Below are 22113 nucleotides of genomic sequence, written 5' to 3'. Positions count from 1 at the left end.
AGCTTTTAAGAACAATACCTTTAACTTTGCATTTGTATGAAGCAATTAAAGATAATTTATATGGGCACACCTGAGTTTGCTGTGCCTTCACTTAAAATTTTGGTAGAAAACAACTACAATGTAGTAGCTGTTATCACTGCTCCGGATAAGCCTAAAGGCAGAGGCCAGAAGTTATCCGTATCCCCGGTGAAAGAATATGCATTAGAAGCCGGACTTACTATTTTACAACCAACTAACCTAAAAGCCCCTTCCTTTATTGAAGAATTGAAATCATACCAAGCCGATTTACAAGTGGTGGTAGCTTTCCGTATGCTTCCTGAAGCCGTTTGGAGTATGCCTCCCCTGGGAACCTTCAATTTACATGCATCCCTCCTTCCTCAATACAGAGGGGCCGCTCCTATTCATTGGGCTGTTATGAATGGTGAAAAAGAAACCGGAGTGACAACATTTTTCTTAAAGCACGAAATAGATACCGGAAATATTATTCTACAGGAAAAAGAAGCAATTTCCAGGGAAGATACAACGGGTACCGTTTATGAGCGTCTGATGGAGAAAGGTGCTGAACTGGTACTAAAAACCGTTAAGCTTATAGAAGACGGAAAATACGATTTACAGCCTCAAAATGAAGATCAGCAGTTAAAGCATGCCCCTAAATTATTTAAAGAGAACACTGAAATTGATTGGAAGAAAAGTGCTGAAGAAATATTTCATTTCATCAGAGGGTTAAACCCTTTTCCCACAGCCTGGACCGTTTTAAATGACAAAAAATATAAAATTCATGCTTCTGAGGTCATTAATAATGATAAAACAGGAATACCCGGGCAAATTGACACTGATAATAAATTCTTTTTAAACATTCAATGCGCAAAAGGGGTCTTATCCTTAACGGAAATTCAACAAGAAGGAAAGAAAAGAATGAAGGTGGAAGATTTTTTCCGTGGAAATAAACTATAAGGCTTTTAACACTTTTACTCACATTTATTATGATAATATCGATGATTGTAGCAAGGGCACAGAATGGTGCTATTGGAAAAAATAATGATATGATATGGCACCTGCCTGATGATTTAAAGTACTTCAAAGATCAAACACGTAACCATCATATATTAATGGGGAGAAAAAACTTTGACTCATTAGGCGAGCAATACCAACCACTTCCTAAAAGGGTAAACATGGTTGTTACCCGTAACCAAAAATGGAACCACGATGGAGTAAAAGTGTTTCACGATATACAAAATGCGATTGATTTTGCCAGGGAAAATAATGAGCAAGAATTATTTGTTATTGGAGGTGGAGAAATATATAAAGCCTGTTTACCACTGGCGAACAAGCTATACATCACTGAAGTTTTTGCTGAATTTGAAGATGCAGACGCCTTTTTCCCTGAAATTAATCAAGATAATTGGTTAGAAACCAGTAGGGTGAAACATCCTGCCGATGATAGACATGCCTATCCTTTTGATTACGTGATTTTAGAGAAAAAGTAATTACTGCCAAGCTTTAGGGATTAATTGTTGGGGGTAATTTATGCAATCGATTTTTAACAATTTAACGACAACAAAAATTCAATAATATACAATAGTGAACTTAAAGTAAACCATTTTTTTTTAGCTTTTTGAAAAAAAAATGGTTATCATGTCATTGTTGTTCTTAAATTTTACTTTAATTCAACAGTTTAATAGAATACCTGAAGTCTTGTTATAAAAATTCAACCAAATGTAAGGGTTAATTAATGTGGAGTAGCGTGCAGCAAAAGATTTTACTGATACTGAGAAGGAATATTGTATGCCCAAAAAAATAATACCTGTAATTGGAATAGGTGCTTCTGCAGGAGGGCTTGAATCACTCGAGCAATTCTTTCAGCAAATTGATAATAATAGCGGATTTGCTTATGTAGTTATTCAGCACCTTGCCCCAAATCATAAAAGTTTAATGGATGAGCTACTAGCTCGCCACACAGATTTACCTATTTTAATAATAGAGGATGGTATGGAGCTTAAAGCAAACCATATCTATTTAAACCCACCAAAGAAATTTGTCAAAATAACTAATAACAAGACTTTATTAAGTGAGAAAGCAAGTAAAGAGCTAAGCTTTCCTATTTCATCCTTTTTAGTAAGTTTAGCTGAAGATTTAGGTGAATATTGCGCAGCTATTATTTTTTCTGGTACAGGAAGTGATGGTTCCGAAGGAGTAAAAGCAATCAAGGAAAAAGGGGGCCTGGTAGTAGTACAGGATCCTTCATCAGCAAAATTTGATGGAATGCCCAAAAATGCTATTGCCACAGGTGCTGTAGATAAAATACTTACTGCTGAAAGTATTCCGGAGGCACTTCATTATTTTTTTATCCAATCAGAAAAGCTTAAAGGTGATTCTCTAATAGAAGAAAATATTGATGTCTTAAAAAAAATTACAACCGAGCTGAAGCATCAAACAGCTATGGATTTTTCGGAATACAAGCATTCCACTATATACAGAAGGGTTGTAAGGCGCTCAGGGCTCCTGGGTATTAATTCTCTGAAAGAATACTATACCTATCTCAAATCCCATCTGGATGAAGGCGGATTGCTCTCAAAAGAGCTTTTGATAGGTGTAACAAGGTTTTTTAGAGATAGACATGTTTTTGACGTTTTACAGCAACAGGTAATTCCTCAATTGGTAGAAAATGCCCGCGAAACCAAACAATTAAGAATTTGGACTGCTGCATGCTCCACAGGCGAAGAAGCCTATTCTATAGCTATATTAGTTAAGGATTATCTTAAAAGAAACTACCTTCAATATGACGTAACAATTTTTGCTACTGACCTGGATAAGGAATGTATTAAAACTGCCAGTGACAGAATATTTCCTGAAAGTATTGTAGCAGAAATAGACAAAGACATTTTACAATCTTACTTTATCTCTACCAATGGAGGTTATAGAATTGCCAAGGAAATCAGGGATATGATTATTTTCTCAGTGCATGATTTAATCCAATCCCCACCTTTTAGTAGAATTGATCTTTTAAGTTGTAGAAACTTCCTCATCTACCTTAAGCCTGATATACAACAGAGGCTGTTTTCTATCTTTCGCATTGCACTGAAAAAGGAAGGCTTTCTTTTATTGGGAATTAGTGAATCTTTAGGAAAAATGGGACAAAACTTTACTGATTTTGATCCTAAACATAAAATCTATATTAACAGCAGTCCACTACAGGGACCTGGTCAAAAAACAGAAAGAATTAAATTTGAAAACATTCGTAAAAAACTGCCTGAGCAAAACAAAGAATCACATAATTTAAATCACATTGTTAGCCCTAAAAAGAGAGTTGAAAATCTGCAAAATTTCTTAATTCAGCAATTTGTACCAGACTCCGTTGCATTTACACCGGAGTATGAGCTATTTCATACAACTGGAAAGGTAAGTTCATGGTTAAAATTACCTGTAGGAGAGTTTAATACTCATATTTTAAAAATGCTCCCCGAAGAATGGCAGGTTTCTTTTGAATTGGCAGTAAATAAGGTTAAAACCTCCCAGCAAACAGTCATGTTGAAAAACCTGGTTGTTCCGCCTTCAATTAGCCATGCTTACATTAGCAAAAAGATAAATATTTATATATCCCTTATTCATGCTCAGGGGGATTCTCCTATGTTGGTGGCTTCATTTCAGGAAAATGATAAAACTCCAAAGCATGCCAAAGAGACAGTAGCTCTTGACATGGCCGGTGCTGAAAAAATAAGTCTTCTTGAAAACGAATTAAGACACAGTAAAGAGAATTTACAAAGTACTATTGAGGAGCTTGAATCAAGTAATGAAGAGTTACAATCCACCAATGAAGAACTCCAAAGCTCTAACGAAGAACTTGAATCAGTTAATGAAGAATTATATACAGTAAATGCAGAATTTCAGGAAAAAGTTAATGAACTAACGGATGCTAATAATGATATAAACAATCTGCTTAAAAGCACAGAAATTGCTATTGTTTTCCTTGACAAAAACTTAAATATCAGGCGCTTTACCCCGGCTATTAAAACTATTCTAAATCTGGTACCCAAAGATGAAGGTAGGCACATTAGTCATTTCAGAGGCCGCGTTGACCTCGAAGACCTTGTAGGTAAAGTGGAAGAAGTGCTTCGCACTTTAAATCCTTTTGAAGCTGTTACAAAAGATACGAATGACAGGCAATACTTAATTAAGATAATGCCTTTCAAAACTATAAAAAATGAAGTAGAGGGAATTATACTCTCCTTTATAGAAGTAACCCTTCACAGTGAACTTAGTAGAAAACTTAATCTGTCAGATGAGGCTCTTTATAAAGTTACCCAACGCTTTGCCAGGAAAAATGAACTTTTTGAATTAATTGCCCAGAGTGCTACAGATTTGATTACTATTCACGATGAAAATGGCATTATTGAATATATTTCACCTTCTGTCTATGAAATTCTACAATATAAACCGGATGAATTAATAGGGACAAATTTTATAGATTTAGTAAATAACAAAAAACATATTTGGGAAATAGCCAAAGCTTTTAAGGAGGCCAAAAGCAAAGAAAGCACCGCATCGCTTCAATTTAAGATACAGCATGCAAATGGACATGAAGTATGGATCCAATCCACACTTAGGCCTATCTATAATAAGGAAGGGAAATTTAGTAAAATCCTAAGTAATTCAACAGATATAACTTTCCGGAAAAAAAATGAAGAAGAGCTTAAAAAACTTTCTACCATTGCACGGCAAACCAGCAATATTGTAATAATTACAGATGTAGAAGGTAAAACAACCTTTGTTAATAAAGCTTTCGAGAAGCTTACTGGCTATCAGGAAGTTGAAATATTAGGCAAAAAGCCTGCTGAATTATTACAAGGAAAAGAATCGGATAAAGTAACCATTCGTTTAATGAGTGAAGCATTACAGAAAAAGGAAAGCTTCAGCGTAGAAATAGTCAATTACACAAAAAAAGGGCATAAATACTGGATGCAAATTTATTGTGAGCCAATATATAACGAAGCCCATGAACACTGCGGCTTTTTTTCCATCCAACAGGATAATAGCCAACAACATGAATACGATTTGCATATTCAGAAACTAAATGACCTTTTAAAATTGCGAAATCAAAACCTGGCAGAAGTAAATGCTTCCTTGGAAGAGTTTGCCTATGTTGCCTCTCACGACCTAAAAGAACCCGCGAGAAATGTGAGAGGAATGATGGAACTCATTCGAAAAAAATACTCTGATACGTTGGATGGTTCGGTGCTTGAATACATTGATGTGGCTATTAAAGCTAGCGATAAAATGAATAAGCTTATCGAGTCATTGCTTCAATTTTCCCGCACGGGAGTTTTAGCAGAAGAAAAAGAACTTGTTAATTTAAAACAAGTTATTAATGAGGCTAAAACAATACTGAGCCAACCCATAAAAGAAAATAAAGCTAGCGTTTTGCTAAGGACTCAGGTGAATGAAATTAATGTATATCCTACGTTATTTCTGAGGTTATTTCAGAACCTGATCAGTAATGCTATAAAATACAGATCAGACAAAAAACCTGTAATACTAATTACCTGTGAAGAGGCTGAAAGCGAATGGAATTTTGCAGTAAAAGATAATGGCAGAGGAATTCCTGAAAGAGAATTTCAAAATATTTTTAAAATTTTTAAGACATTGAATTTCAAGGAGAATACTGATAGCAATGGAATAGGGCTCTCCGTTTGTAAAAAAATAGTTGAAACCCACTTGGGTAAAATTTATGTTGAAAGTACAATGGGAAAAGGAAGTACTTTTCATTTTTCAATTAGCAAGAATATTTAAATATGGAAAATAAACACATGCGTATTTTACTAGTAGAAGATAATGAAGGTGACATAATGCTTTTAAAGGAAGCATTTGAAGATGCCTCCATGGAACATGAATTGATTATTGTGAATGATGGTGAGCAAGCATTAAACTATCTTAATAAAGAGTTTCCATTCGAAAAAGCAGAAACACCAGACATTATTGTTTTAGATATAAATCTGCCAAAAATGAATGGGCATGAAGTATTACATTATATTAAAAGCCATGCAACTTTTAAATCCATACCTGTTACTATTTTAACTACCTCATCATCTTCCAAAGATATTGATGAGGCTTACCAAAATTATGTAAATAGTTATATAACAAAGCCTGTAGAAGTTGAAGATTTTTCAAATGTAGTGAGCAGCATAGAGGATTATTGGTTAAATCTGGCTAAATTACCTACTAAAGTACACGTGAAATAAGATGAACTCCATACCAAACCCTTTAAAGATATTAATTATAGAAGATAACAAAGGTGATCAGCTTTTGGTGGGCGATTATCTTGAGCAGGAATTTCCCCACGCAGCTCAAAAATTCTGCGAAACATGCGAATCAGCCCTTTTGTTGCTTCAACAAGATATTTTTCACCTCATTTTATTGGACCTGACACTCCCTGACAAAGAAGGTGAGCAGTTATTGCGTGAAGTCAGTTCACATACAAAACAAGTTCCGATAATAATACTTACTGGCTATTCCGATATAGAATTTTCAGTCAAATCTCTTACGATGGGGGTTTACGATTACCTGCTTAAAGATACGCTGACCCCTTCCGGACTGTATAAAAGCATTGCTTATACTTTTGAAAGACAAAAAATTGGTCTTCAGTTGCAAAAATCCTATGAAAGGTATCAGGAACTTTTTCAGTTAAACCCTCAGCCAATATTTGTAGTAGATTTAAAGACAAGAAATATACTGGACGTAAATAAAGCTGCAATTGAGAAGTATGGTTGCACCAGAGAAGAGTTCCTTTCCATGAATATGGGAGAAATTCAAAAGGATTTTGATGACAAAATGGTTGACCACTTCCTGGAAAACTCAACTTTTGAATGTGAAGAATTTTTTGAGCATCAATGCAAGGATAAACCTGCTATTATGGTGGATTTACAAGGTAATTTGGTTGATTTCAAAGGAAAAAAGGCTATTCTCCTATTAGCCAATGACATTACAGAGCGCGCTAAATACATTAGCAAAATTGAAGATCAAAACAAAAAATTAAGTGACATTGCCTGGCAACAGTCGCATATGGTTCGGGCCCCTCTTACAAGATTAATGGGCCTTATAGATGTTTTCGAAATGCAAAACAGAAAAGAGCCTTTTATTTTACCTGAAGAATTACAGTTTCTTCTTGACAAAATACTTAATTCCGCCCATGAAATAGACAAGGTAATTAAGGATATTGTAGGTAGAACATACGGGGATGATGACTGAAATAAATGAGTCAGGTAAAGGCTCTACTTATTTCGCTCTATTGTGTATTTCACTAATTCTTGCAACGAAGTTCTATAATCTGATTCAGGAAACTCTTTCAAGATGGCAATTGCCTCCTGATGATAGTTTTCCATCACCTCTTCCGCATAAGCAATACCATTTTTGTTACTCACAAAATTGATTACTTCCTTCACCGTAGCATTTTCTTCACTTTTATTCTTAATGAGCTTAATAATATGCTTCTTTTCTGATTTATCAGCATTATTAAGGGCGTAGATCAAAGGAAGCGTCATTTTCTTTTCCTTAATATCTATGCCTGTTGGTTTACCTATTTGTTGGCTGCCATAATCGAAAAGGTCATCCTTTATCTGAAATGCCATGCCCACCTTTTCACCGAACAGCTTCATTCTAATACTTAAATCAACGTCATCGCTTACAGAACGACTTCCTACACCACAGCATGATGCAATTAATGAGGCAGTTTTCTGCCTGATAATATCATAATAGATGTCCTCAGTGATGTCTAGTTTTCTGGCCTTTTCAATCTGTAAAAGTTCTCCTTCACTCATCTCACGAACAGCTTCAGAAACTATTTTCAGTAAATCGAAATCGCCATGATCAATAGACAACAGTAAACCTCTTGAAAGAAGATAATCCCCAACTAAAACAGCTATTTTATTCTTCCAGAGGGCATTAATAGAGAAAAAACCTCTTCTGTAATTGGCATCATCCACCACATCATCATGCACGAGTGTAGCAGTATGAAGCAATTCAATTAAAGCCGCTCCTCTGTAAGTTGATTCATTGATTTTTCCATGCACCCCTGCTGATAAGAATACAAACATGGGCCTCATCTGTTTTCCTTTTCGCTTGACAATATAGCCCATTATTTTATCAAGCAAATACACATTACTTTTCATGAACTGTCGGAATTTTTTTTCAAATTCTTCCATTTCATGTGCGATTGGAAATTGTATTTCTTTAATTTTACTCCCCATGTGAGCGCAATATTACCACCAATTCAATGTTTAAGCAATTCAAAAAGTCAAAATGATTTCAAAAAGTATACTAATTTCAAGCACACTTCATCAAAAGCCCATTTCTGCAGATTTTAAGTACATTTCTAGCTCTATTAAGAAACCGTTAATCCTTTTTGTTCACGGTTTTAAAGGATTTAAAGATTGGGGTGTTTTCAATCTGCTGTCCCAAAACTTTGCCAAACAAGGCTTCATTTTTATGAAAATAAATTTAAGCCATAATGGAACAACTCTCGAAAACCCTTTGGATTTTGCTGATCTGGAAGCCTTTGGAAATAACAATTTTACTATTGAATTAAATGATCTGAAAGATGTGATTGACTCTGTGGTTTCAGGTCAGGTGGAAATACCTGAGAATGAAATTGACATTGATTCATTACACCTGATGGGGCATAGCCGTGGAGGTGGATTAGTACTTTTAAAAGCAAGAGAGGATGAGCGCATTAAAAAAGTGGTTACACTGGCAGCTATTAACGATTTAACCACCCGCTATCCCGATGAAGTGCTGAGTGCCTGGAGAAAAAATGGTGTACAGTATATTGATAATGCCCGAACCGGTCAGAAAATGCCGCTTTATGTACAATTGTATGACGATGTAATCAATAACGCTGAAAGGCTGTCAATTCCTGATGCTGTTAAGGAAATGAAGCAGCCTCTATTGAATTTCCATGGTACAGCAGATGAAACTTTACCTGTGGAGATGGCACATCAAATAAAGCAATGGAAGCCCGATACTGAATTAGTAATATTTGAAGGAGCTAATCACGTTTTTGAAGCAGCTCACCCATGGAAAGAAGATGAATTGCCAAAATTATTTAAACAAATAGTAAGTAAAAGCAGCCAGTTTTTGAAAGATTGAAGTAAAACAGGGAAGCCGTTATAAGAAGTGGTTTGGCAGTGTAAATGGCAGTTTTAAAAAATCCTTAGAGTTCCTCAAGACTCTAAGGATAAAATATATTATGTAAGAGAATGAGCAGACAAAGCAGTTTTAATTTTTTGCTGTAACTCCACAGTTGCGGGCACTAAAGGCAAACGAACAAAATGCTTACAAATCTTAAACTGATGAAGCACTTCCTTTACTCCTACCGGATTGCTTTCCTCGTACATAAGTGGATTGATATCCAGTAACTTAAATAAATTTTCATTTGCCTGAGCATAATCCCCTTTCAATGCTGAATGCGTCATTTTTGAGAAAACTGAAGGAAAAGCATTGGCCATTACAGAAATAACCCCCACTGCCCCTAATGAAATAAGTGAAGTAGTAAGCATATCATCGCCAGAGATCAATAGAAAACTTTCCGGCTTCTCTGAAGCAATTTTCATACACTGTTCCATGTTTCCTGAAGCCTCTTTTACACCAATAATATTCGCATGCTGTGCTAACCGTAAAGTAGTACCTGCTGAAATATTGGAAGCAGTACGGCCCGGAACATTATAAAGAATTAATGGAACAGGTGAAGCATCTGCAATGGCAGAATAATGACGGTAAATTCCTTCCTGGGAAGGTTTATTGTAATAAGGGCTTGCTGAAAGAATTGCATCTACTCCATCCAGATTCATTGTATTGAGTTCGTCAATCACTCCTTGCGTATTATTACCTCCTATTCCGTAAACAAGCGGTAATTTATTTGGGTTGTGCTTTTTAACAAAGTCCAGTATACTTTGTTTTTCTTCCCTTGTAGTGGTAGCTGACTCACCGGTAGTTCCCTGAACTACCCAGTAATCTGCATGGGCTACATGCTTCAATAAATTTTCCAGCCCTTCAAAATCTATACTTAAATCTTCCTTAAAAGGAGTAATCAATGCGGGGCCCACCCCAGTAAATTTATTGGTCATTCCCTGAAATTTTTCTGACATAGTGAATAATCTCTTCTGTTAATTGTTTTGTATCTCCCTCAACGTTAGGTTTTACCATCAGCTCAAAATAGCGCGCTTTCTTTGGTTGATCCTGGTAAGCGCCTATTCGGGCGTTGGATTTTGAATTTACCAACAGATATTGCATGTAAAGGTTCAAATCATCATCAAGACAAAATAAATATTCCAGCTTTTGATCCAAAAAACTTAAAATATGATGCGATTTTATATTGGCAAAACTAGTAAAATCCTTGTCTTCAAAGAAATTAAAGTAAAATTCAAAATTTTGTGTTTCCTTCGGCTTATAAGCTAAAACTTTTACTTCAATGCCGTCTGCTTCCAGTGTTTTAATGAATTTTTTAACCGCCTCGTGTTTCTTTAAATCCTTGATCGAGAATATTACACCTACTTTTTTAAGTTCGTTGTAGTTATAAGCTTTATGAAGAAACCTATTTAATTTCCTCCCCTGCTCAATTTTATATTTTAATACTGTATCTCTTACCACATTTTTATTTTTGATCAATCATCGATTGAAATTCTTCCTCCGAAATAATCGTAACACCAAGTTTTTCGGCCTTAGCTTTCTTAGAAGGCCCCATATTTTCTCCTGCTACTAAAATGTCCACTTTTCCTGAAATCGCTGATACCACTTTTCCGCCATGTTGCTGGATAACTTCTTTTATTTCATCGCGTCCATAATGAGTGAAAACGCCTGAAACTACAAAAGATTTTCCATCCAGCACACTGCTTACTTGTAGCTGCTGCTTTTCTTCAATTTCAAGCTTCAATCCTGATGCTTTTAGCCTCTCAATAAGCTGAATACTGTCCTCGTCTTTGAAATAATCCACCACGCTTTGTGCTATTCTCTCCCCTATCTCAGGCACTGCTATCAGCTCCTCAAAATTTGACCGCGCCAAATTATCAATATTTTTGAAATGCGCAGCCAGTTTTTCCGCGACTGTTTTTCCAACAAAACGAATACCCAGTCCGAAAAGGATATTTTCAAAAGGGATATTCTTTGATGCCTCAATCCCCTCAAGTAAATTTTTAGTACTCAAGTCCTTAAAGCCTTCCAACTGATAGATGTCATCATAACTCAAATCATAAAGATCAGCAATACTATGTATCAACCCTTTATTGTAAAGCAATTCAATGGTTCTTTCCCCTATTGAGTCAATATCAGCTGCTTTTCTCTGGGTATAATGAGAAATTGTGCCTTTTATCTGCGGTGGGCAACCCTTTGTATTGGGACAATAATGAACCGCTTCTCCTTCCGCCCTTACTAATTCAGTACCACATTCAGGACAATGAGTTATGTACTCAACAGGTTCGCTTCCCGGTTTTCTTTGCGTTAAATCAACTTCTGTAATTTTAGGGATAATTTCCCCGCCTTTTTCTACATGAACGGTATCGCCCACTCTTAAATCAAGCCTGGCTATTTCATTGGCATTATGCAATGAGGCACGTTTAACCGTTGTACCTGCCAAAAGAACGGGCTCCAGATTTGCCACCGGAGTCACTGCGCCTGTTCGGCCTACCTGGTAGGTAATTTCTTTCAACAAGGTGGTACTGCTTTCGGCTTTATACTTATAAGAAATTGCCCATCTAGGACTTTTAGCTGTGAAACCCAGTTGCTGCTGTTGTCCTATATCATTTACCTTAATCACTATCCCATCAATATCGAGGGGTAAGGTAACCCGCCTGCTTTCCCACTCATTAATGAAAGCAAAAACCTGTTCTATATTCTGACATTTCCTGTAGGTTTGCGACACATTAAAACCGAACTTTTCTAATTGTTTTATCCCTTCCTCATGTGATTCTATGGGTAAATCTTCTCCGGTATAAGAATAAAGGTAGCAGTCCAGCTTTCGTTTAGCCACTATACCGGAATCCTGCATTTTAAGGGTACCTGAGGCTGCATTTCTCGGGTTAGCCAATAAAGCTTCTCCGTTTTCCTCTCGCTCTCTGTTAATCTCATTAAACCCCTCTCTTGGCAAAAATACTTCTCCCCTTGCTTCAAAATAATCAGGGTAATCCTCTCCTCTCACTTTTAAGGGAATGGTTCTGATAGTGCGTGCATTGTTTGTAATATCATCGCCTCTGGTGCCATCCCCCCTGGTAACTGCTCTTACTAAACTACCATTCTCATAGTGTAAGCTGATGGCTACTCCGTCAAACTTTAACTCACAGAAATACTCGTATTCTTCCTCCAGTCCCTTGGCTACTCGCTTATCAAAATCTTCTAACTCTTCTTTGGAATAAGTATTACCCAAAGAAAGCATCGGGATTTTATGTACTACAGTATCAAATTGTTTCGTTATTGTACCTCCTACACGCTGACTGGGTGAATCAGGGGAATTAAACTCAGGATACTCATCCTCCAGGCTGATAAGCTCCTTTAAAAGCATATCAAATTCATAATCAGGTATTTCTGAGATACTTTCCTGGTAATATTTGTAATTATAATGATGAAGTTTATCTCTTAATTCAGTAATTTTTTGCTGAATTTCCTTTTTATCCGCCATAGTCGATTCACTTAATGTACAAATCTAATCAAGATGCGGACTGTTTCCAGCACTTTTATAAAAAAAGGTACATGTTTACGTTTGTAGATGTTAAATATGACCATGAATAGCCCTTCTCTGTTAATACATTTCCTTGTTTACTTTTTCTGAATCAGGGTGTATTTTGGTTTTCCAGAAAGGGGGCAAATGCCTCAAGCAATACCATTTTTCAAAAATGGATAAAATGCACCTTCTTTTTTAAGAAAAAGACCATTGCTTTCGCAATAGTACTCTGCTTTGGATTTATTTGAAAATGGCTTTAATACGCTAATATGTCGTTAAGATGTGATCTCACTCCCGAGCCATCAGCATGATCTAATTGAAGCAATCTCAGTGTTTTTAAAGGAGATACCGGCAAACTAAAGGTTATAGAAATATAAGCTTTAGTTTGCCGGTATGAAAGAATGTTGATTAATGGCTTTAGATTGCAAATGATTTATCCCATTGATACTACTACCTTGCCTTTAGTATGGCCTGAGGCAATTTGTTCAAAAGCTTCATTAATATCCTGTAAATCATATTTTTTCTCTACATGAACTTTTAAAGAACCGGCTTCCACTAATTCTTTAATATGCTCCAATTCCCTGGCGTTGGGTTGCACAAAAACAAATCTAAAATCCGTTTCTTCAGGCAATCCCTCACCCTGGCTGGCGATAGAAACCAATCTACCGTCTTTATTCAAGCATTCTGCACCCATTTTAGTAGTGTCACCCCCTACTGCATCCAATACAACAGCTACACCTTCTTTTTCCAGTTTTTTCACCTCTTGCGGCACATTTTCTTTCTTGTAATCGATACAATGGTCTGCTCCCAAATCCTTTAGGTACTGATGATTGCTTTCACTGGCTACAGCAATCACTTTGCTGCCATGGTATTTTGCCAGCTGTACGGCAAATGTACCTACTCCTCCGGAAGCTCCTAATATCAAAATTGTTTCATCTGCTTTTAGCCTGGCAGCATCAAAAATGCACTGATAAGCTGTTAAGCCTGCCAGAGGGATGGCTCCTGCTTCTTCAAAACTGATGTTAATCGGCTTTTTTGCTAGGTAACTTTCAGGTATGGAGATGTATTCAGCAAAGGTTCCTTCTTTTAAAACAGGCCTTCTGGCATAGGCATACACTTCCTCACCTTTTCTAAACCTGGCAGCTCCATGGCCGCATTCTTCTACCACTCCTGCTAAATCCCATCCCAATATAATTGGGAATTCGTGAGGCAGGTTATCCTTCATATACCCCTCAGAAAGTTTCTGATCTACAGGATTGATACCTGCCGATTTTACTCTTACCAGTACTTTCCCTTCAGCTACTTCGGGTTTATCAATGTCTTTTATAGTGAGCTTTCCGTTGAATTCTTCTAAAATTGCTGCTTTCATTTTTTATATAATTATGCATTTAAAATCTTAACTCTTACTAAAGCAACGACTCACATTAGCAACTGTTTCTAATAGTGCCATAAACCCTGCAAGCTCTTCAGTCATTTTTTTTACCTCACTGATAGCGGCAATTTAATTTTATTTATCGTTTTAAAATTCTGAAATTTGCGCCATGCAAATACCCAATCAAGAAACCATTATTGCACTTTCCACCGCCCCGGGTGTGGGCGCCATCGCTGTTATTCGTCTTTCAGGTACGGAGTCTATCAGAATAGTAAATGGCGTTTTCCATGGAAAAAATCTAAATGTTCAGAAGAGTCATACTGCACATTTTGGTACAATAAGGGAAGATGATAGCGAGGATGGAAAGCAGGGAAGAATTATAGATGAGGTTTTAGTAACACTATTTATAGCGCCAAGGTCTTTTACCAAGGAAAATGTGGTGGAAATCAGTTGCCACGGCTCCCCTTTCATTGTGCAGCAAATTATTAAACTCTTTTTGAAGAAGGGCGTGCGGTTGGCTAAGCCGGGCGAATTTACACAGAGAGCATTTTTAAATGGCAAATTTGATTTGGCGCAAGCGGAAGCAGTAGCTGACCTGATTAATGCCGATACAGAAGCTGCCCACAGAGCAGCTCTCAACCAGATGAGAGGTGGATTTTCCGATCAAATAAAGCAGTTAAGGCAAGAGTTAATACATTTTGCCTCCATGATTGAGCTGGAGCTTGACTTTGGAGAGGAAGATGTAGAGTTTGCTGACAGGCAGGATTTGAAGGACCTGGTAGCAAAGCTTCTTTCGGTGATCACATTACTCGCCAATAGTTTTGATCTGGGGAACGTGATTAAAAATGGTGTTCCAACAGTAATAGCAGGAAAGCCTAATGCAGGTAAATCTACTTTGTTGAATGCCCTACTCAATGAGGAAAAAGCTATTGTGTCGGACATAGCAGGTACCACGCGTGATTTTATTGAGGATGAAATTAACCTGGAAGGAGTAGTATTCCGCTTTATTGATACAGCAGGTTTGCGGGAAACAGAGGATAAAGTAGAAGCCATAGGTGTATCCAGAACGCGTGAAAAGATGAAGCAGGCTTCGCTTATCATTTATCTATTTGACATGAAGAATGATTCTCTGGTGGAGATCCACCGCGACATTAATATGTTGGAAAATTTAGGAGTGCCCTTCATAAAAGTGGGCAATAAGGTAGATGAAGCACAGCCCGAGCTTTATGAGCCGCTCAAGAAGGATAATGATGTTCTTTTTATTTCTGCCATTAACAAAGAGAATTTAGAAGCCCTCAAAAATAAGCTGGTTGAAACAGTGAATCTGGACAACTTTAAAACCGGAGATACGGTGGTAACCAATATCAGGCATTACGATAACCTGATTCAGACGCAGAATGCTTTAATTGCAGTGATGCAAGGTCTGGATAGCGATATAACAGGTGATTTTCTGGCGATGGACATCCGCCAGGCATTACATTACTTAGGCGAAATTACCGGGGAAATCACTACAGATGATCTGTTGGCTAATATCTTTAGTAAGTTTTGTATCGGGAAGTAATTTCATTTCCTTTGATACTCTAAACCCTTCTTTTTCTTGCTTTTAGGTGGTTTTTACTTTCTTTACTTGTTGCTAATTTTCCTATTTTTTGCTTATATTTGTTTCTAATCTGTTACTAACAACAACAAGTTTGTTGGTAGCAACAAGATTTTTAGCAACAGGCGAAATCATGTTACATAGAGATACACCCCGATACAAAGGGATATTCTCTGAGACATTTTTAAGCCAAAAAGGAAAACACCATGAGCAGCAGTATAGAAGTTCCAAAGATTTGTCAGGACTGCCGAAAGTCTTTCATCGCAAAGACTACCGTAACCAAATTTTGCAGCCACAAGTGCGCCTCCCGAAACTACAAGAAGCGTAAGCGAGAAGAAAAGGTTGAGGAGGTCGCCCCTATCGTGGTACAGAGAATTGAATACAATCAGGAACAGTTGAAGGACAAAGATTTTCTCAGTGTAGAGGAAACCTGCAAGCTCTTAGGTGCAAGCCGCATGACAATCTATCGGCAGATAAAAGCCGGAAACATCCGAGCGGCAAAGATTGGCAGTCGCACAATCATCAAGAGAACCGAAATCGATAAACTGTTTCAGATATGAAGGTAACACTAAGACAACGCAACCAGGGCGGACAGACCAGCTTATACCTCGACTATTACCACAAGGGAAAGAGGAAAACCGAATACCTAAAATTGTACCTCGACCCCAATGCAAAGACCAAGGAGGAAAAAGAGGTGAACAAAAAGACCATGCAATTAGCCGAAACCATCCGGGCGCAAAGACAAATCGAAATCCAAAACGGTGTTTATGGCTTTCGTGATCAGGAGAAGCAAAAAGGCAGCTTCCTTTCCTACATTGAATTGCTTGCACAGCAAAGGGATGACAGCCCCGGCAATCATGGCAATTGGACCAGCATGATTAAGCACCTGAAAGCCTTTTGCACCTATGATTTATCTTTCACGGAAGTGGACAGGCAATTTGTCCAGGACTTCAAACAGTACCTTGATAAGAAGGCCATAGCCCACGGAAATCAGAAGCTATCCCAAAACTCCAAGTACTCCTATTTCAACAAGCTCAGAGCAGCCCTAAAACAAGCCGTAAAAGACGGCATCATTCCAACCAATCCTTCTGAAGGTGTAGAAGCTTTCAAGCAAGGAGAACCGGAAAGAGAGTTTTTGACACTGGAAGAATTACAATCCGCAGTAAAGGCAGATTGCGAAATCCCTATCCTGAAAACGGCATTCATTTTTTCATGCCTTACAGGGCTTCGCTGGTCAGATATAAACAAGCTCGTTTGGTCAGAGGTACAGCATTCAAATGAAATGGGCTACTACATCCGATTTAGACAGAAGAAAACCAAAGGAGCAGAAACCCTCCCCATATCAGAACAAGCCTTTGGCTTGCTCGGTGAGCGAGAAGATAAAGACGAGCGAGTATTCAAAGGATTGAAATACTCAGCTTGGCACAACCTCAAATTGCAGCAATGGATGATGAAAGCAGGAATATCCAAAACAATCACTTTCCATTGCGCCCGTCATACCTACGCAACATTGCAACTTACAATGGGAACCGATATCTACACGGTTTCAAAGCTCTTAGGCCATAGGGAATTGAAAACAACCCAAGTCTATGCGAAAATCATAGACGACAAGAAGAAAGAGGCGGCCAGTAAAATCAAACTTGACCTATGAGCAATCAAACCAAAATATTTGACGATATTCTCTACCAGGGGCTTCGCCCTTGGTCAGAGAAAAACAGCGTGGACGAAAAGTTTGCTCCAAAGTTCCGTGCCCTGAAAGAAGCCTCCACTGATTATCAATTCCGGTATGAAATCAAATTTGAAAGGCCATTTGACAACAAAACCAAGTACTACTCAAAGCTGATTCTAAACACCCTCAAAACGGACGTTGAAAGGCTCTACAACCTCATCAGTGAAGATGATACTGAAAACCTCATCCGCTATTGGCTGGATGATACGTTGAACAAGCGTTTAAAGACCCGTTTAAAAGACATTGGAAAGCTGATTAAAGAGAAGGAATTTGATTTGACATTCATAGATCCCAAGAAGGCATCCATTGAGTTTGACCAGGCACACAAAGCCAACACCTATATCATCCAATTGCTAAAGCTTGCATACATGCAGCTTTACCTTGAAATCCAAGATGCTTTCAGCACTTGGATTGATGATAAGTTGGCGATAGAGGACTTTTTCACCCAGCTACTACTTGAACCAGTACCGAATGAACAATTCTTGACTGAAATTCAAACTATCGAGATTGAAGCAACTGAGAAACCAGCCAGGAAACAAGCACCTCCACCAACGGTAATTTCATTTCATTCATTTACCTACAAGCAATTCAGCACAAGTCCAGACAAGCTAACTGATTTATGTGATAGCCTAAAAAAGAACAATTTCATTAGCAAAGAAACTCAGCTATCCAGTTTCAGAAAGATTTTCTCAGGAGAGAAAATCAAAACTCCTATTGTCTGGACAGGCAACGTAAGTGAGTTCTATTACTTCGTCAAATTGCTTTACACTAAACACAAATTGGTTGCAGACCTAAAGCAAAACCAATGGAAAGTTGCTTGCAAATGCTTTATTAAATCTGATGGATCATTCTTCGAACATGAAGGTCTTAGGAAAAATCAAGCTCCCAAGTCAACAGGCCATTTATTGGAATCCGCTATTTCATTGCTGAAATAAGCCGCTCGACACTTTACTCCTATTATCTTTTTTCTGTTTTTGTTTAGCCCTCTTTTTCAAAAAAAGTGGGCTATTCTTTTTTTCAGCCCACTCGACACTCGACACTCGACACTCCCCCCGCCATTCTGCACTCATAACGCCCTGTTAGCCATTCTAATTTAGCCCTGTCTTCGACAATCGAAGATGACATTTGGCCAGATGTCCATTTCCTAATTCATAATTGATTAAGTCATGGACGAAATAATTGAACGTCTTGAAAATCTCCAACGCCTAATTGAGAGCCAGGGGATTTACACAAAGGAAGTTTTAAACTTCAATGAGGCTTGCCAGTATCTGGAGCTTTCCCAATCTCACTTGTACAAGTTGACAAGCGCAGGGAGCATTCCGCACTACAAGCCCAATGGAAAGAAGCTCTATTTCAAAAGAAGCGAGTTGGAAAGCTGGTTGCTACGCAACCGCAATTCCACTCAGGAAGAAATAGACCAAAGGGCAGCGGATTACCTAATCAAGAAAGGGAGGGTGAAGCTATGAACGAGATAATGGATATGATCTTGACGCTAACTCAAGACATAAAAACAATCAAAGCTTACCTCCTTAACTTCCACAAATCACGTTTGGAGCAATTCAGCGAAGAGTGGATTGATGGACAGGTAGTGATGCAAACGCTTCACATCAGCAAAAGAACCCTCCAATCCCTTCGGGATAGTGGGGTTCTTCCCTACAGCCGAATCAATGGCAAGTTCTACTACAAGGTTTCTGATATAGATGCCTTGCTGGAATCCAATTACTCACCTTCAAAATCAAAGCACTATGGAGGTAAGTAGAAAAGCCATTCTCGACAAAACGCACTACGGCTTGAATATTTACGCCTATGTGCTGCGCCAGTACTATCCTGGTGAAATCGCCAAAAGCGATTCGAGCACACCTAATAAAAACAATTCAGATGGTGCTCAAACAGTCCTTTCCCTTTCGGGAAGGGACTGCAAACCTGCGAAGAACCCATTCAATGCGGACAAGCCTACATTGTTGGTAAAGGTTGTTGACGGTTGTGCCATCCACACCGATTCAGAAGAAGCCATTGCACAAGGCAATGTCTTTGATTTTGCAGCACTGCATTTCAGCCTCGAAGGGCAAGCCCTTCTCGATAAGCTGAATGAAGAACTGCATTTGCGTATCGGTAAGCAACACGGTTTTTACGCTCAGGCAGAATCGCAACCTGCGGTTGCTCTTCCTGAAATAGTTAAACCGGCTGCGCCAGTTTTCAGCTATTTCAATAAGCCTGTCACCAACGTAACACCAAGTCGGCAAGCCTCCTTGGTTGAGGTGTACAACCTTATCAAAGGCAATGAATTTGCTTCGTGTACAAGTACACTTCGCAACATTCCCGACCCGAAGGAAGCCCGAAAGTACAAGGCCCAAAATTTCGATTACGTGACCTTCTCAGGCACTTTCACTAAGAGAAATGATGCAAACCTTCAAAGACATTCAGGTTTGCTCACAATCGATTTTGACCACATTCAGGACATTCCTACACTCAAGGCAGCACTACTCAACGACCATTACTTTGAAACGGAGCTACTGTTTGTATCTCCTTCAGGTGATGGCCTCAAATGGGTAATTCCAATCGACTTGACGCAGGCAAAACACCAGGACTATTTCAAGGCAGTGGCAAACTACGTTTCCCACACCTACCAACTTGAAATAGACCAATCAGGGAAGGACATTTCAAGAGCCTGTTTCCTTCCGCATGATTCAGAAATATTCATCAATCCTAAATACTTGTAGAACATGGAAAGAAACCTAAATCACACCCTTAATGCGAAGCAATTCAATAAAAGTGATTTGGGTTCTCGAATGCCATAAAAAATAAAAGTGACATGAGAAAAACATTCAATCCGCAGGATTGGCTTAATCAGCCAACCCCGCAACCGAAAGTTACAGAGCAACAAACTTTCAATACAGATTCTCAACCAGACGAAGTAGAACGTATCATCCAAAGCATTGAGGCCAACGGAACAGATATTACCTCCACGTACAGCGATTGGGTAAATATCGGTTTTGCCTTTGCAGATGAGTTTGGTGAGAACGGCAGAAACCTATTTCATAGGGTGAGCCAGTTCTATCCCGATTACTCCACTACTGAGTGCGACAAGCAATTTGACAATTGCCTGAAATCAAAAGGTCATGGCGTTTCACTAAAGACCTTTTTCTACCTCGCCAAAGATGCAGGGATTGATATTGCACCTCCACGAAAGGAGCCGGAAGAAATGCGCCACCATAATTCAAATAAAGAATTTGGCGCATTCGATAGCACCGTTGAAAAACAAACAGAGGATAGCTATCAAATGCCAACATTTCCCGATTCCTTGTTTCCTGAACTTCCTGAATTTCTGCAAAAGGTTGTGGCGGTTGCCACTTCCAACGAGGAAAGGGATATTCTACTCCTCGGTTCCCTCGGAGCTATCAGCGCATGTTTGCCCAAAGTTTCGGGCATCTATGATGGCAAAAGAGTATTCGCCAATCTATTCCTATTCATAACCGCCCAGGCATCCGCAGGTAAAGGCCGCTTAGTGCATTGCCGCCAGTTGGTTAATCCCATTCATAAAGAGTTGAGGGAACAAGCCAAACTCCACAAACAGCACTATGAATTGGAAATGGCAGAATACAACTCCAAGAAGGGAAAGGAAGACGGTATCGAGAAGCCAGCAAAACCACCTGAAAAAATGCTGTTCATTCCAGCCAACAACAGTTCAACGGGAGCTTATCAGCTTTTGGGCGATAGTGATGGCAGAGGGCTGATATTCGAGACCGAAGGAGATACCTTAGCACATGCCTTCAAGAGTGATTATGGTAATTACAGTGATGGCTTTAGAAAAGCCTTTCACCATGAAACCATTTCCTACTATCGCAGAACCGACCGTGAGTTTGTGGACATAGAAAGCCCTTGTCTTTCTACCGTCCTTTCAGGAACGCCAAAACAAGTTTCGGCATTGATACCCAACGCTGAAAACGGCTTATTCAGCCGTTTCATCTTCTATTTCATGAACGTTCGCCTGGTATGGAAAAATGTCTTTGCCAGCCAAACGGATAACGGATTAGACGATTATTTTGAAGCCCTGGGCAATGAGTTCTATGAACTCTACAAATTCATCATGCAGGATGAAGCTCGTCAGTTCTACCTTACGGCAGACCAGCAGGAACAATTCAACCATTTCTTCGGCCAGATACAGGAGAAATACATGAACCTTCAAGGGTTGGACTACATGGCCACTATCAGGAGGTTAGGTTTGATTGCTTACCGAATCTCCATGATATTCTCCGCTTTGCGGATCATGGAAATGCGCCACATTAAATATGATAAAAATATTGGCGCATTCGACAGCACCACTGGAGAAATATTATCCAATAGCTGTCAAACAGGTGACACTTCCAAGAAGCTGATTTGTGAAGAAAGGGATTTTCAAGCTTCGCTTTCAATGGTCAAAGTACTGGTGAAGCATTCAAGCAAAGTGTTTGGAGAACTTCCACAAGAAGAACCCAAGCCAAGTAGAATGAATAAGAAGGAGAAGTTTCTGTATGCCTTGCCACATACATTCAATCGACAGAAGTATCTCGAAGTAGCCAATACCCTGAGTATTCCGGCAAAGACAGCCGAAGGCTACATCACCGCTTTTGCCAAATCGGGATTGGTTCACCGTGAATCTCAGGACAATTACATCAATACCTCACTTGAGGATGTTCAGGATTCTAAGGATGCTGAGGACTTATAATCCTTGGCAT

General features: G+C 38.6%; 19 protein-coding genes. 14 read left to right on the top strand and 5 right to left on the bottom strand.

Annotation, left to right across the window (positions count from 1 at the left end; genetic code table 11):
- Nucleotides 1-36: 36 nt before the first annotated feature.
- The 5 genes from fmt (at nt 37) to IEV85_RS23625 (ending at nt 7242) form a co-directional block, all read left to right on the top strand.
- A complete protein-coding gene (fmt, locus tag IEV85_RS23645) occupies nt 37-954 on the top strand; it encodes a methionyl-tRNA formyltransferase (protein WP_229712717.1) in 918 nt (305 codons plus the stop codon).
- Nucleotides 955-983: 29 nt separating this feature from the next.
- A complete protein-coding gene (locus IEV85_RS23640; protein ID WP_188467745.1) occupies nt 984-1487 on the top strand; it encodes a dihydrofolate reductase in 504 nt (167 codons plus the stop codon).
- Nucleotides 1488-1785: 298 nt separating this feature from the next.
- The gene (locus IEV85_RS23635; protein WP_188467744.1) at nt 1786-5787 is read left to right on the top strand and encodes a CheR family methyltransferase; all 4002 of its coding nucleotides are present in this window, start codon (nt 1786-1788) and stop codon (nt 5785-5787) included.
- Nucleotides 5788-5789: 2 nt separating this feature from the next.
- Complete coding sequence (locus IEV85_RS23630; RefSeq protein ID WP_188467743.1) at nt 5790-6236, top strand: response regulator; 447 nt, start codon at nt 5790-5792, stop codon at nt 6234-6236.
- Nucleotide 6237: 1 nt separating this feature from the next.
- Complete coding sequence (locus IEV85_RS23625) at nt 6238-7242, top strand: response regulator (RefSeq protein WP_188467742.1); 1005 nt, start codon at nt 6238-6240, stop codon at nt 7240-7242.
- Nucleotides 7243-7265: 23 nt separating this feature from the next.
- Here the strand turns inward: IEV85_RS23625 and IEV85_RS23620 are convergent, their stop codons facing one another.
- A complete protein-coding gene (locus tag IEV85_RS23620; protein WP_188467741.1) occupies nt 7266-8240 on the bottom strand; it encodes a polyprenyl synthetase family protein in 975 nt (324 codons plus the stop codon).
- A 52-nt stretch (nt 8241-8292) separates the two neighbouring features.
- Here IEV85_RS23620 and IEV85_RS23615 point away from each other — a divergent pair, with 52 nt between their 5' ends.
- Complete coding sequence (locus IEV85_RS23615; protein ID WP_188467740.1) at nt 8293-9138, top strand: alpha/beta hydrolase family protein; 846 nt, start codon at nt 8293-8295, stop codon at nt 9136-9138.
- A 98-nt stretch (nt 9139-9236) separates the two neighbouring features.
- Here IEV85_RS23615 and dapA read toward each other — a convergent pair whose 3' ends face one another.
- From dapA to IEV85_RS23595, 4 genes are all read right to left on the bottom strand, one after another.
- Entirely contained in the window at nt 9237-10136 is a 900-nt protein-coding gene (gene dapA, locus IEV85_RS23610) for a 4-hydroxy-tetrahydrodipicolinate synthase (RefSeq protein WP_229712715.1), read from the bottom strand.
- On the bottom strand, nt 10105-10656 hold the full coding sequence (locus tag IEV85_RS23605) for a DUF6913 domain-containing protein (protein WP_188467738.1): 552 nt from the start codon (nt 10654-10656) through the stop codon (nt 10105-10107). The genes dapA and IEV85_RS23605 overlap by 32 nt, the downstream gene beginning before the upstream one ends.
- The gene (ligA, locus tag IEV85_RS23600; RefSeq protein WP_188467737.1) at nt 10643-12658 is read right to left on the bottom strand and encodes an NAD-dependent DNA ligase LigA; all 2016 of its coding nucleotides are present in this window, start codon (nt 12656-12658) and stop codon (nt 10643-10645) included. The genes IEV85_RS23605 and ligA overlap by 14 nt, the downstream gene beginning before the upstream one ends.
- 475 nt (nt 12659-13133) lie before the next feature.
- Nucleotides 13134-14069 carry an NADP-dependent oxidoreductase gene (locus tag IEV85_RS23595; RefSeq protein ID WP_229712714.1) on the bottom strand — a complete coding sequence of 312 codons (936 nt, stop codon included), beginning with the start codon at nt 14067-14069 and terminating at the stop codon, nt 13134-13136.
- A gap of 172 nt (nt 14070-14241) precedes the next feature.
- On the opposite strand from IEV85_RS23595, the gene mnmE reads away from it, so the two are divergent.
- The 8 genes from mnmE to IEV85_RS23555 all read left to right on the top strand — a co-directional run bounded on the left by mnmE (nt 14242) and on the right by IEV85_RS23555 (nt 22103).
- Nucleotides 14242-15633 (top strand): tRNA uridine-5-carboxymethylaminomethyl(34) synthesis GTPase MnmE, encoded by a 1392-nt coding sequence (mnmE, locus tag IEV85_RS23590; RefSeq protein ID WP_188467736.1) that lies wholly within the window; start codon nt 14242-14244, stop codon nt 15631-15633.
- 242 nt (nt 15634-15875) lie between these two features.
- Entirely contained in the window at nt 15876-16229 is a 354-nt protein-coding gene (locus tag IEV85_RS23585; protein WP_188467735.1) for a helix-turn-helix domain-containing protein, read from the top strand.
- Nucleotides 16226-17320, top strand: a complete 1095-nt coding sequence (locus IEV85_RS23580; RefSeq protein WP_188467734.1) for a site-specific integrase — start codon at nt 16226-16228, stop codon at nt 17318-17320. The genes IEV85_RS23585 and IEV85_RS23580 overlap by 4 nt, the downstream gene beginning before the upstream one ends.
- Nucleotides 17317-18333, top strand: a complete 1017-nt coding sequence (locus tag IEV85_RS23575; RefSeq protein WP_188467733.1) for a DUF6617 family protein — start codon at nt 17317-17319, stop codon at nt 18331-18333. The genes IEV85_RS23580 and IEV85_RS23575 overlap by 4 nt, the downstream gene beginning before the upstream one ends.
- 231 nt (nt 18334-18564) lie before the next feature.
- Nucleotides 18565-18864: a helix-turn-helix domain-containing protein gene (locus tag IEV85_RS23570; protein ID WP_073093951.1), complete on the top strand. Its 300-nt coding sequence runs from the start codon at nt 18565-18567 to the stop codon at nt 18862-18864.
- On the top strand, nt 18861-19157 hold the full coding sequence (locus tag IEV85_RS23565) for a helix-turn-helix domain-containing protein (RefSeq protein ID WP_188467732.1): 297 nt from the start codon (nt 18861-18863) through the stop codon (nt 19155-19157). Before IEV85_RS23570 ends, IEV85_RS23565 begins: the two co-directional genes overlap by 4 nt.
- Nucleotides 19144-20118 carry a BT4734/BF3469 family protein gene (locus tag IEV85_RS25000; RefSeq protein WP_229712713.1) on the top strand — a complete coding sequence of 325 codons (975 nt, stop codon included), beginning with the start codon at nt 19144-19146 and terminating at the stop codon, nt 20116-20118. Before IEV85_RS23565 ends, IEV85_RS25000 begins: the two co-directional genes overlap by 14 nt.
- Before the next feature lie 92 nt (nt 20119-20210).
- A complete protein-coding gene (locus tag IEV85_RS23555; RefSeq protein WP_188467731.1) occupies nt 20211-22103 on the top strand; it encodes a DUF3987 domain-containing protein in 1893 nt (630 codons plus the stop codon).
- The last annotated feature ends 10 nt before the right edge of the window (nt 22104-22113 follow it).

Origin of the sequence: Marivirga lumbricoides (genome assembly GCF_014636295.1) — a bacterium.
GTDB classification, from domain to species: Bacteria; Bacteroidota; Bacteroidia; order Cytophagales; family Cyclobacteriaceae; genus Marivirga; species Marivirga lumbricoides.
This window is presented reverse-complemented; position numbering and strand designations above follow the sequence as displayed.